Genomic DNA, 12,520 nt, shown 5'->3' on the forward strand with positions numbered 1-12,520 from the left:
ACTGGGCTCCGGCGTCTTGCAGTGCTTTGGCCTGACGCAGCATGGCATCGGCTTGTTCGTTGCTGCGGCCTTGTACTTTGTAGCCACCGAACAAGTGCACCGATTGCGGGGTTAAGCCTAAATGGCCACACACCGGCACACCTCGCTCGGTCAGCGCCTGCACGGTCGGCAGCAGAAAGTCGCCGCCTTCCAGCTTCACCATATTGGCACCAGCTTGCATCAGCGGAGTAACGGACGCAAAGGCCTGTTCTGTGCTGGCGTAACTCATAAAGGGCAGATCGGCAATCACAAAGGCATCGGGCGCGCCGGCCCGCACACCGCGGGTATGGTAAGCGATGTCCTGCACGGTCACCGGCAGGGTATCGGTATGGCCTTGCAGCACCATGCCGAGTGAGTCGCCAATCAGCAGCACATCGACGCCTTCATCGGCAAACAGCTTGGCAAAGCTGGCATCGTAGGCGGTTAAGGACGTAATTTTATCGCCCTGTTGCTTCATTTTTTGCAGCACTGCGGTGGTGATCTTAGCCATTATCTGATCAGACCTCTTCTGAAAATAGTCGGTGCGCACCTTGTCATAAAGTTTGCCTGGCTGCAAGTAGCTTTAAGCTTGCCAGTTAGCTGTGCGCGCTGCCAATAGCAGTTAAACCGCGGCGTGGCACCTGCAGGCATAGCTGCGCTATGCTGCGGCCATCCGGTAACTGCAGGTCGGCGGCTATCTCTTGCAAAGGGTAGAGCACAAACTCACGTTCGGCCAGGCCATAATGCGGCACGGTTAGGCGCTCACAGTGTAGTTGTGCGTTACCATACAGCAGCAGATCCAGATCCAGCGTGCGCGGCCCCCAGCGCTCGGCTTTTCGAACCCGGCCTTGCTGCTGCTCAATCTGTTGCAAGGCATCCAGCAGCTGCAATGGGGTTAGTCCGGTATGGAGTTCAGCCACGGCATTGACGTAATCGGGTTGATCCTGTGGCCCCATCGGCCTGGAGGCATACAAAGACGACACCTTGCCCAAGCTTGATGCAGGCAGCTCGGCTAGGGCTGCGATGGCACGTTTTAGCTGCGCCACCGGCTCACTTAGATTGGCACCCAGGCCGATAAAGCAGCGCTGCTGGTTCTGTGCGCTCATGGTTTTGGCTGACTGCTGCGCTTGCGTTTGTAATTGCGCCGGCGCCGGGTTTTGCCGGATGGGCCATCGGCTGCGGGGCCTGCCTGTTGCAGCATCTGCTGCTGACCACTTTCGTTTTCTTGCTGAAAACGCTGCCACCAGTCGGCATGTTGTTGCAACTCACCACCTTCGGCTTTGGCGCGCAGCAGCAAGAAGTCGTAACCGGCCCGGAATTTTGGCAATTGCAGCAAAGTCAGTGCCCGCTTACCGCGACTGCGAGCTAAACGGTTTTGCAGTGACCAGATATCGCGGGTGACCAGGCTAAAGCGTTTTGGCAGGGCAATGCGCTGCTGCAAATCGCTTAATATCTCTGTCATGGCAATATTGAGTGCATCCACCGGCGGCAAGCCGCTTTCCAGCTGCAGGGTCTGGCTGCGGATTTCAACCGGATACCACAAAAAGGCAGCGAACAAAAAGGCCGGAGTCACTGGTTTATCGTCAGCAACCCGCTGATCGGTATCCTGCAATGCCTGGCTGACCAACTGAAAGACCTTGCCTTCAGGCTCCTGAGCAATGGCTTTGTGCAAGGAGGGCAGCAGCTGCTTGATGATGCCGTACTGCTTCATCAGCATAAAGTTGTCGAAGGCTTTGCCGGCCAAAAACAGTTTCAGAAACTCTTCAAACAAACGGGCCGGTGGAATGCTTTTTAACAAAGACGCCAGCTGAGGGATAGGTTCGGCAGTGCCTAGGGCTATCTGCATATTGAGCTTGGTAGCAAAACGGATGGCACGCAGTATGCGCACCGGATCTTCCCGGTAACGGGTTTCAGGATCGCCAATCAATTCAATTTTACGTTCGGCAATGGCCTCGACACCATTGGCAAAATCCAGCACTTCAAAATTGTTGATCGAGTAGTACAGTGCATTGATGGTAAAGTCCCGGCGCTCAGCATCTTCTTCAATGCTGCCATAGACATTATCGCGCAGGATCAGCCCTTCTTCGCTGGCTTTGGACAGCTGATGCTGGCCTTCTTCACTTTCATCCGGCTGACTGTGGTGGCCACGGAAGGTGGCGACTTCAATGACTTCGCGACCAAACAAGACATGCGCCAGCCGAAAGCGCCGGCCAATCAGCCGGCAATTGCGAAACACTTGCCGTACTTCTTCCGGTTTGGCATTGGTGGCCACATCAAAGTCTTTGGGTTCCAACCCCAGCATCAGATCGCGAATGCAACCACCCACCAAATAGGCTTCAAAGCCGGCATCTTTTAAGCGATACAGCACTTTCAGCGCATTGGGGCTGATTTGTTTGCGAGAAATCGGGTGTTGGTCGCGGCTAAGCCGCTTCAGCGGAGGCAAGACGCCAGGTGATACCAAAGCGGTTTTTTTCTCAGCTTTGTTGCCCTTACGCAGATTGCGCCGGCAAAAATCGAGCACACGGGAAATAATGGCAAGCTCCTGAATCGTAATAATAGGCTGCCTTGGCAGCATTGAGATAGTTAGGCTGTTATTTTACCGCATTTTATGCCAAACCGTGCAATAAAAAAGCACCACAGCCATCAATTGAGCAGGATTTCTGTCTGTTTGGGCACCTGCTCAAGGCGCCAGTTGCTGATGGCAAAGGCAATCAGCTCGGCGACCGAAGCCGACTGCAGTTCAGCCGGTGTTGGCTGGCCAAGGTACTGCAGTGCCTGCAGCAGCAAGGGTACTGCCTGGCAGGCATCCAGTGCGGGCGCATGATTTTGCTTACTGAGCTTCTGGCCCGGGCTGCTGCTGGCCAGGGGAATATGGCCGTATTGGGGCGCTGTTGCGCCGAGCAGAGTAAACAGTTGCTGCTGGCGTGTGGTCATCGTGAGCAGATCGGCACCACGCATCACTTCAGTGACCCCCTGATCAATGTCATCGACCACCACGACCAGTTGATAGGCGAAAAGGCCGTCGCGGCGTTTGATAACATAATCTTCCTGGCAAAAAGCCGGCTCCAGCTGCTGTTTGCCCAGTACCAGATCGGTAAATTCGGTGGCAACCTCGGGGCAGTGCAAGCGCCAGGCCAGCGGTTGTGGGTGGGGGGGGCTAAGCTGCCGGTAGCGGCAATAGCCATTGTAAAGACCGCCCATGGCAGCAATGCTTTTGCGTGGGCAATCACAGCCATACAGCAGTCCCAGCTGTTGCAGCTGCTCAAAGATGGCCTGATAACGGGCCTTGCGCTGACTCTGATACCAGACAGGGCCATCCCACAACAGACCAAATTGCTCCAGACTGCGCAAAATAGTGTCTGCCGCGCCAGGTTGGCTGCGGGGTTCATCAATATCTTCGATGCGAACCAGCCATTGGCCCTGGCTGGACTTCACCTGCAGGTAGCTGGCAAGAGCTGCCACCAGTGAACCAAAATGCAGCGGGCCGGATGGGGATGGAGCAAACCGGCCCACAGGGAGAGAGGCAAGCGTTGGCATCTTAGCCGCCGAGTTGCTTTTCCTTGATTTCCGCTAAGGTTTTGCAATCGATGCACATATCAGCCGTTGGCCGTGCTTCCAGCCGCTTGATGCCGATCTCGATACCGCAGGTGTCGCAGTAGCCAAAATCGTCGTCTTCGATTTTCTGCAGTGTTTTCTCGATCTTTTTCAGCAGCTTACGCTCACGATCGCGGGCACGTAATTCCAGACTGAACTCTTCTTCCTGGGCAGCACGATCGACCGGGTCCGGGAAGTTGGCCGCTTCATCAGCCATATGGGTTTTGGTACGATCCACTTCTTCGCGCAATTGTTTGCGCCACGCATCCAGAATTTTCCGGAAGTGCTCCCGTTGCTTGGAGTTCATGTACTCTTCGCCCACAGCCTCCTGATAAGGCTCCACTCCGGCTAAGGCCAATAACCCCAGCGGTTTGTTTGCTTTGCCCTCTGGCATAGTCATCTCCTGTACAATACAGCCAAGCAAAAATGGCGGATATTCATAACAGAATATCAAGCACATCGCAAATTAAAGACGCAGAAGTATACAGAGTGAACATCCGTACGTCATCTGTTTTCGGTAGAGCAACTGATTCGATGTGTGCTTAACTGACTTTTTGCCTCAGCATGGTACAATCGAAAACACTTACTTACCCAAGCCGATACAGGATAGTTTTTTATGACGGATATGATTCGTATTTCGTTGCAAGCTGATGCCGCCGCAGAAAAGTGGGGCAAAAAAGTTAGCCTGACGCCGACCGCTGAAGGTTATCAAATCCATCCGGATAACAAGCAGCCAGCGCGTAGCATTCAAAAAGCGGCCCGCCAGCTCGATAGTTTGGGCATTGAACAGGTAGAGCTGAGCGGCGACGGCTGGACCCTGGAGCTGCAATGGGCCTTTTATCTGGGCTTTACCTCGGCAAAAAAATTGACTGGTGTGCAGTGGTATGGGGAAGAGGCGACCCAATTGCAGCAGCTGGCCAGCTGTTTTGGCTGGGCCCGTCAGGTCACCAATCAAACCCCAGAGCAATTATCACCCGAAGCACTGGCCAATGAAGCCATTGCATTTTTAACGCCGTTGGCTCCCGATGCCATCAGCCATCGCATTATTCGGGGCGATGACCTGTTGGCCGAAGGCTGGGTAGGTATTCATGGCGTAGGCCGTGGCAGCGAGCGACCGCCGGTCATGCTGGTGCTCGATTACAACCCAACCGGCAACGTCGATGCGCCCATCGATGCGGTTTTGGTGGGCAAAGGCATTACCTTTGACAGTGGTGGTTACTCCATCAAGCCGAGTGAATCCATGTCGTATATGAAATGCGATATGGGTGGGGCGGCCACCGTAACGGCAGCACTTGGACTGGCCATCCAAAAAGGCTTGTCGCACCGGGTGCAATTGGTGCTGTGCTGTGCTGAAAACCTGATCAGCGGCCATGCCTACAAGTTGGGTGATATCCTGACTTACAAAAACGGCACCACGGTTGAAATCCTTAATACCGATGCCGAAGGCCGTCTGGTGCTGGCCGATGGCCTGTTGTACGCCTCTGAAACCGGCGCCCCTTTGATTATTGATGCCGCCACCCTCACCGGTGCCGCTATGGTGGCGCTTGGCAATGACTACAACGCACTTTTTGCACTGGATACGGCGCTGCAGCAGCGGGCGCTGGGCTATGCCAACTTGGTGCAGGAGCCGACCTGGCCACTGCCGCTGGCACCCTGGCATCAACAGCAGTGCCCGTCGCCTTATGCCGATACCGCCAACAGCCGTCCCATGAAAGGCGGTGGCAGCGGCGGCGCCAGCAATGCGGCCGGCTTTTTAAGTCGATTTGTGCCGGAGGGTGGTAAAGGTTGGTTGCACTTTGATTTGGCGGCTGCTTTTAACAGCAGCAATACTGGCCTCTGGGCCGCTGGCGCGACCGGCATGGGGATCCGTGCCATTGCCGAAACCCTGCGTCAGGAAGCTGGTAAAGCCTGAGCGTGGTGCTAACCTTGCGTTTTGAGGTGTCTCTGTCGGTAGTAGCGGTGGAGACATTATCCCAACTTCTGTGAGACCCGAACTGCGATGGAACTCCCTGTTGCTGCCATAGCTGGCGATCTTGTGACTGCACTGTGTCAGCAGCAGCGGGTGATCCTGTCGGCACCGCCTGGTGCTGGTAAATCCACCTGGTTACCACTTTATTTACTGCAACAGCCTGAATTTGCCGGCAAGAAAATAGTGCTGTTGGAGCCACGGCGGCTGGCTGCTAAGAGCATTGCCAGTTACATGGCATCGCAACTGGGTGAGGCGGTTGGTCAAACGGTTGGTTATCAGGTGCGGCTGGAGCGCAAAAGCAGTGCGGCCACCCGCTTGCTGATCGTGACCGAAGGCCTGCTTACCCGTTTCATTCAACAAGATCCCGAGTTAAGCGCCTGGGACTTGGTGATTTTCGATGAGTTTCATGAACGCTCCTTGCAGGCCGATCTGGCGCTGGCTCTGAGTTTGGAAGCGCAGCAACTGCGTGATGATTTGAAGCTGTTGCTGATGTCGGCCACACTGGATACTGAGCAACTGGCCAAAGCACTGGATGCACCTGTGCTGAAAAGTGAAGGTCGCAGTTACCCGGTCAGCATTCGGTACCAAGCCCCGGATCGCCAACCTGTCTGGCAACAAGTGGCCCGGCTCTGCTGGCAATTGTTGCAGCAGGAAGAGGGCAGCCTGCTGGCGTTTTTGCCAGGGCAAGCCGAGATCCGCTTGGCGCATGACTGGTTGTTGCAACAAGGCCTGCCCGATTCAGTACAGGTTCACCCGCTGCTAGGCAGTTTAACGCTGCAACAACAGCAGGCAGCCATCGCTGCCTGCCCTCAGGGCCAGCGCAAAGTGGTGTTGGCGACCAATTTAGCGGAAACCAGTTTAACCATCGACGGTATCCGTGTGGTGGTCGACAGTGGTTTGTACCGCAAAGTGCGTTTTTATCCAAAACATGGGGTGATGAAACTGGAAACCGCAGCCATTAGCAAGGCTTCTGCGATTCAGCGAGCCGGACGGGCAGGACGATTATCGCCAGGCCTTTGTGTTCGGCTGGATAGCGAAAGTCAATGGCAGCGCCGGGCCGGTTTTACCCCACCGGATATGCTGGAAGCCGAGCTCACCGCACTACGACTGGAGCTGGCTGGCTGGGGGGTACAAGCCAGTGAGCTTTTTTGGCTGGACCCGCCACCCAGGGCGCACCTGGCGGCGGCAGAGGCGTTATTGCAACAACTGGGCGCTTTATCCGCGGAGTTAAAAATCACCCCTTTGGGGCAGCGTATGCTAAGCCTTGGCACCGAGCCCCGTCTGGCGGCTATGCTGTGCCGGGCCGAAGGGCTGGAGCAACAAGGCGAGCAGGGCGCACTCTGGTTGGCGGCACTGCTGGCTGTATTGCTGGAGCAAAGCCGGGATGACAGCCCGCTCTGGGGGCAGTTGCAGCGCCTGCAGCAGCAAAAAGGCTCGGTTGCCTATCAGCAGGCAGAGCAATGGTGCCGGCAGCTCAAAGGCAGGAAAAACGGCACTCTGCGTCAGGATTTACTGCTGCCACTGCTGTGTTTTGCCTATCCGGATCGGGTGGCGGTGAAGCGGGGCAAAGGCTATTTGCTGGCCAATGGTGCCGGTACTGTGTTACCGCCTGATCATGCTTTAGCCAGCGAGCCGATGTTGCTGGCAGCTAGTGTGCAGCTAACCAGTCAGGGCTTGCTTATTCGTCAGGCCGAGCGCCTGACCCCCGATACCCTGCAGCAGTATTTTGCTACAGATCTGAGCTGGCAGCTGCACAGTGCTTTTGATGCACAAAGTGGCCGCTTTATCAGTGAGCAGCAACGACGGTTTGGTGCCTGTATTTTAGAGCGCAAACCGGCGCCGCAGGCGCTGAACGGCGAGCAGCGGCGTCAAGCTTGGTTGGAGTACATTGCACAGCGCGGCCTGGTAGTGTTGCCATGGAATGCTGCCAGCGAACAGTGGCTGGCACGGGTGCGGCTTTGGCAGCAACTGGAACCCGGGCAATGCCCGCATGGCTGGCAACCGGATGATTTACTGGCTAGCCTGGATGCGTGGTTAGGGCCCTGGCTGTTGGATTGCCAGAGTTTGCAGCAACTGAAACAGCTACCGTTATTGCAGGCGCTGCAAAGCCGGCTGGATTATCAGGCGCAGCAGCAGTTAGCCAGCTTATTGCCAACCCACTGGCAAGCACCGACCGGTAGCCGCCTGATGATTGACTACCAGGCCGACGGCGGGCCTTTGGTTGCAGTGCGGATGCAGGAGGTTTTTGGCCAGTTAGAAACGCCGGTGCTGGCTAGCGGCAAGCTGCCGCTTACCCTGGAACTATTGTCGCCAGCGCGCAGACCTGTGCAGCGCACGGCCGATTTAGCCAGTTTTTGGCACAATGCTTACCGGGAAGTACGTAAAGAAATGAAAGGGCGTTATCCAAAACATTATTGGCCGGAGGACCCGGCACAAGCCATGCCTACCACTAAAACGACTAAAGCGATGAATTTATGACGCGGCTCAGTAACCTGAAAAAGAAATTACCGGCACCTCGCCAGGCGCTGCGTTATCTGGGCTGGACTCTGTTCAAGCTGAGTCTGGCCATGTTGGCAGCGGCTGCGATTTACCTGGTATACCTGGACAGCAAGGTGACGCAAAGCTTCAGGGGGCAAAAATGGCAGGTGCCAGCCCAGGTCTTTGGTCGTAGCCTGCCGCTGCAGCAAGGACAGCCGCTCACTCTTGGTGCTCTGGTGCAGGAGTTGGAGTTGTTGCAGTATCGCCGGGTATCGGACATCACTGGCCCGGGCCAGTTCCGGCTGGCCAACCAGGCGGTGGATATTTACCGGCGTGAATTTTATTTTGCCGATGGCTATGCAGCGCCAGAGCGCTTTCTGGTGCAGTTTCGACAGCAACGGATTGAACGGATCCAATGGACGATACCGGCCGTTGTACCTGAATCAGGCATGGCCCGCCTGGAAGCTCCGTTGATTGAGCACCTGATTTCAGCACAGCAGGAAGATCGTGAGTTGCTGCGACTGGAGCAAGTCTCGCCCTTGCTGCGTGATACGCTGTTGCTGGTGGAGGATCGCGATTTTTACCGGCATCATGGCGTGGCCCCACTGGCCATCCTGCGCGCTTTTCTGGTGAACATGACCGCTGGCCGAACGGTGCAGGGGGGCTCTACGTTAACCCAGCAGCTGGCCAAAAATATGTACCTGACGCAGGATCGCACCCTGTGGCGTAAAATCAATGAAGCCCTGATGGCGCTGATTTTAGAACTGCGCTTTAGCAAAGACGAGATCTTAGAAGCCTATATCAATGAAGTTTACATTGGTCAAAATTTTGCGCATCCGGTGCATGGTTTTGGTCTTGGCAGCCGCTTTTATTTCGCCAAACCGCTGAATGAACTGACGGCAGCAGAAACGGCGCTGTTGGTTGGCCTGATCAAGGGGCCTTCTTTTTATGATCCCAGGCGTAATCCGGAGCGGGCGCAGCGCCGGCGTGATCTGGTGTTGCGGCTGATGTTCGAACAGCACATGCTGGATCAGCAAGCTTACCGCGAAGCTCTGGAAGAGCCGATTGCCTTAATTGCCCGGGGCCAGCATCAGTCGGATCGCTACCCGGCCTATTTAGCAAAGGTACGGCAGGAGCTGCGCAGTCAGCTGCAAGACAAAACCCTGCAACAGAGCGGCTTGCGGATTTTCACCTACTTTGATCCTGTGCTGCAGCAACAAGCGGAAAGTGCCATTGCCAGCAGCATGCGCGGTCTGGATCCTGCAATTGAAACTGCAGTGGTGTTGGCAAATTATCGCCAGGGCAGCCTGACTGCTATGGTGGGTGGACGCGACCCACGTTTTGCCGGGTACAACAGGGCTATCGATGCCAGGCGGCAAATCGGTAGTTTGATCAAGCCGGTGATCGCCATCGAAGCTCTGGATCAGCCCGAGCGTTTTGACTTGCAGACGATGTTGTTGGATGCGCCTATTCAGCTGCGCAGCAATCAGCAGGACTGGCAACCACAGAATTTTGATCAAAATTTCCGTGGTGAAGTGACCTTACTGGATACCCTGGTGTACTCCTACAATGTGCCTATGGTACGGCTGGGGTTGCAGCTGGGTATGCCACAGGTGGCAGCCGCGCTCAGCAAGCTTGGTTTGCAGCGCCGGGTTACCCTGCATCCGGCAGCTCTACTTGGTGCCATTGAGTTATCACCGCTGGAAGTAACCCAACTGTACCAAACGCTGGCCAATGCCGGAGTGCATCGGAGCCTGGCCAGCATAGCGATAGTGACGGACCAGCAGGGTATTGCTTTGTACCAGCACCAGCCTGCACCGATCCGCCGTTACAGCGTTGAAGCCACAGCCTTGCTGCACGATGCGATGCAGCAAAGTGTGCAACGAGGCACAGCCCGAGCTTTAGGGCAGCAATTTCCCAACCTCGCAGGGAAAACAGGCACCTCCAGTGATTACCGTGACAGTTGGTTTGTGGCGATGGATGATGACAAAGTGATTACGGTGTGGCAGGGGCGGGATGATAATGTCTCCACTGGCCTCACTGGCAGTTCAGGTGCTCTGCAGCTAACAAGGCAGTTTTACCGTATCCATAGTGCCGTCAAACCATGATTTTGTAATCAAGTTGGGGTCATGTAAAGGAATCTGACAAACTCATTCTGCAAAGCACTTGTTATTCTTCGAGTTTTAAGTTGATAATGGTGCATTAAAATTGTCGACAACCGCGGATAATTTGTGAACAGGCTATGGCGATAAAACCAGAACATCGATTGAACGTGGGCGCTTGGACTTATTTACCAGAACGTGACAAGCTGGTGAAGTTTGATGCTAACGGGCAAGTCGTAGAAACAGCCGAGTTGGATAATTTATGTCAGAACGTGATGAATTATCTGATGGTACATGCCGGCGAGTTGGTTAGTAAAGATGATCTGCTGGAAAAAGTCTGGGGTATCCGAGCGGTATCCGATGGGCGTATTACCCGTGTGATTCGAGTGTTGCGAGTGGCGCTTGGCGATGACAGTCGCACACCAACTTATATCGAAACCGTGCCGAAGCGCGGTTATCGGCTGGTGGCACCGGTTGCACCCACCGAGGAGCATCCGCTCGCTGCAGTATCCGGCCAAGCTCAAGTGACTGAGAGCTCAGAAGCCGCCAAGGCAGCAGAACAGCCTAGCGGCTGGCAAAGACGCAGCTTGTTTTCAGCGTTCATTTTAATGCCCCTGCTGTTGGCCGGTTATTTTTGGTTGGTGACTAAGCCGGTTGACGATGATTTCAGCGCCATCCCACTGTGGCGCTATGAACCCGTTACCTTTTTGGATGGTATCGAGTTTTATCACAGCATCTCACCGGATGAAGAGCTACTGGCTTTTAGCTACGCCAATAGCCCAAGTGATTCGGTGGTTCGGCTAAAACTGCAAAACCTAAAGACTCACCAGGTGTTGGCATTAACCGAAGCGCCTCATAGCAGCTTTGGCGCCACTTGGAATCCGGATGGCAGCCAGTTAGCATATCAGCGAGTATTGTCAGGGCGTTTGTGTGAAATTCGTCTGTTAACGTTAAATGAGTCTAGAGATGTGGTTGTATCCGATGAACTGCTAACAAAATGTGGCCCTAATTCTATTTCAGCCCGATTGAGCTGGTCACCGGATGGCCGTTCTCTGGTTTATCCGTCCAGAGAGGAAGGGCACAACCAAATGACCTTGATGTTGTATCCTCTGGCTGGTGGCCAGCCACAAATGTTAACGGTACCACCAGTAACAGGTTTTGGCGATTACGCGGTCCGCTTCTCCCGTGATGGTAGTCATTTGGTGTTTTTGCGTTATGTCTCTGGAGCGGCGGAGTTATGGTTGCTTGACTTATCCAATCGTTCTACCCGCAAGCTGAAGCGATTGAGTGACTTCTCGCCAGGTAACGTTGACTGGAGTCTTGATGATACTGAAATCATTTACCCAACCGGTCGCTCTACTTTAGCCGCGTTCAATATTGCAAAAGGAACCAGTCGACTGCTGGCCTATACAGACTCTAACGCACGAGAGATTCAACTTAGTCCAACGGGCCGGATTCTGGCATCGGTTGGCGCATTTTCACAGTTGAACATCTTGCAGGTACCTAATGAAATTCTGGTAGATGATGATGTTAGCAGACAACAGCAAGTGTTCAGTTCGAATCGTAATGAAGCTTTTGCTGAAGCAAGTCCAATACTGGATGGTCCTGTTGCAGTTGTATCCAGACGTACCGGAGAGTCGCAAGTCTGGTTGTTTCATCCCAATGGGCGGCAGGTGCAACTGACGCAATTTGTTAAGAATGAGCGTATTAGCCAGCTTAGTTTTTCACCGGATGGGCGCTATTTGCTGGCACTGATCAGTCAGCAACTCTGGTTGCTAGCTGAAGGGATTGAACCGATGTTGTTGTCCAAGCCGGATGAAACCAACATCGTCAACCCAAGTTGGAGCTGGGATAGTCAGAGTATATTTTATGCGGTATCCAGGCAAGGGCAATGGCAGTTGATGAAGCAAGACGTGGATGTAAACATGCCTGCAGAGCTGGTTCATTTAGGGCGTGATCTCTATCTGGAAAGCCCGAATGGTCAGTTCCGTCTGTGGCGTGACAGTCATAGTCAGAGTTATTATCTGGAAACAAAAGAGTCGCAGTCACAGCCGCAGCATCTGGAATCACTAAGTCAGGGGGTGTTGCCGCTTCGGCTGGTCTTGACCAATCATGGTTTGTATTTTTCCAGCTACCAGGAAGATAACCGCTATCAACTGCTGCACTTGGATCTTCTTTCAGGGCAAATACGTCCAGCCAGTTCATTGGGAACGATTTTTTCAGATTACTTTAGCCTGAGCGCCGATGGCCAATCATTTTATATCCCGTCTATGGGCAGTGGAGATATGGATATTGCTGAAATTTCTGTCTTGCAGCAAAATTTATAGCTTTTTTATAAGGATTTCATCGAGTTAATTTT

The 12,520-nt window shown here is 54.3% G+C and carries 9 protein-coding genes; 4 read left to right on the top strand and 5 right to left on the bottom strand.

What is annotated here, in order from left to right:
* From panB to dksA, 5 genes are all read right to left on the bottom strand, one after another.
* The coding region (gene panB, locus JJU14_RS11095; protein ID WP_228613535.1) for a 3-methyl-2-oxobutanoate hydroxymethyltransferase at positions 1-529 on the bottom strand (529 nt) is incomplete at its 3' end.
* A gap of 85 nt (positions 530-614) precedes the next feature.
* Positions 615-1,124, bottom strand: a complete 510-nt coding sequence (gene folK / locus JJU14_RS11100; RefSeq protein ID WP_228613537.1) for a 2-amino-4-hydroxy-6-hydroxymethyldihydropteridine diphosphokinase — start codon at positions 1,122-1,124, stop codon at positions 615-617.
* Complete coding sequence (gene pcnB, locus JJU14_RS11105; protein WP_228613539.1) at positions 1,121-2,593, bottom strand: polynucleotide adenylyltransferase PcnB; 1,473 nt, start codon at positions 2,591-2,593, stop codon at positions 1,121-1,123. The genes folK and pcnB overlap by 4 nt, the downstream gene beginning before the upstream one ends.
* 68 nt (positions 2,594-2,661) lie before the next feature.
* On the bottom strand, positions 2,662-3,555 hold the full coding sequence (gene gluQRS, locus JJU14_RS11110; protein ID WP_228613541.1) for a tRNA glutamyl-Q(34) synthetase GluQRS: 894 nt from the start codon (positions 3,553-3,555) through the stop codon (positions 2,662-2,664).
* A 1-nt stretch (position 3,556) separates the two neighbouring features.
* Positions 3,557-4,006 (bottom strand): RNA polymerase-binding protein DksA, encoded by a 450-nt coding sequence (gene dksA / locus JJU14_RS11115; RefSeq protein ID WP_091338161.1) that lies wholly within the window; start codon positions 4,004-4,006, stop codon positions 3,557-3,559.
* A 222-nt stretch (positions 4,007-4,228) separates the two neighbouring features.
* Here dksA and pepB point away from each other — a divergent pair, with 222 nt between their 5' ends.
* From pepB to JJU14_RS11135, 4 genes are all read left to right on the top strand, one after another.
* Positions 4,229-5,524, top strand: a complete 1,296-nt coding sequence (gene pepB / locus JJU14_RS11120) for an aminopeptidase PepB (RefSeq protein WP_228613543.1) — start codon at positions 4,229-4,231, stop codon at positions 5,522-5,524.
* Between the two features lie 87 nt (positions 5,525-5,611).
* Positions 5,612-8,059: an ATP-dependent helicase HrpB gene (gene hrpB, locus JJU14_RS11125; protein WP_228613545.1), complete on the top strand. Its 2,448-nt coding sequence runs from the start codon at positions 5,612-5,614 to the stop codon at positions 8,057-8,059.
* A complete protein-coding gene (gene mrcB, locus JJU14_RS11130) occupies positions 8,056-10,167 on the top strand; it encodes a penicillin-binding protein 1B (RefSeq protein WP_228613547.1) in 2,112 nt (703 codons plus the stop codon). The genes hrpB and mrcB overlap by 4 nt, the downstream gene beginning before the upstream one ends.
* A 134-nt stretch (positions 10,168-10,301) precedes the next feature.
* Positions 10,302-12,488, top strand: a complete 2,187-nt coding sequence (locus JJU14_RS11135; RefSeq protein ID WP_228613549.1) for a winged helix-turn-helix domain-containing protein — start codon at positions 10,302-10,304, stop codon at positions 12,486-12,488.
* Positions 12,489-12,520 lie beyond the last annotated feature (32 nt).

Source organism: Alkalimonas sp. (genome assembly GCF_020831925.1).
Classification (GTDB): domain Bacteria; phylum Pseudomonadota; class Gammaproteobacteria; order Enterobacterales; family Alteromonadaceae; genus Alkalimonas.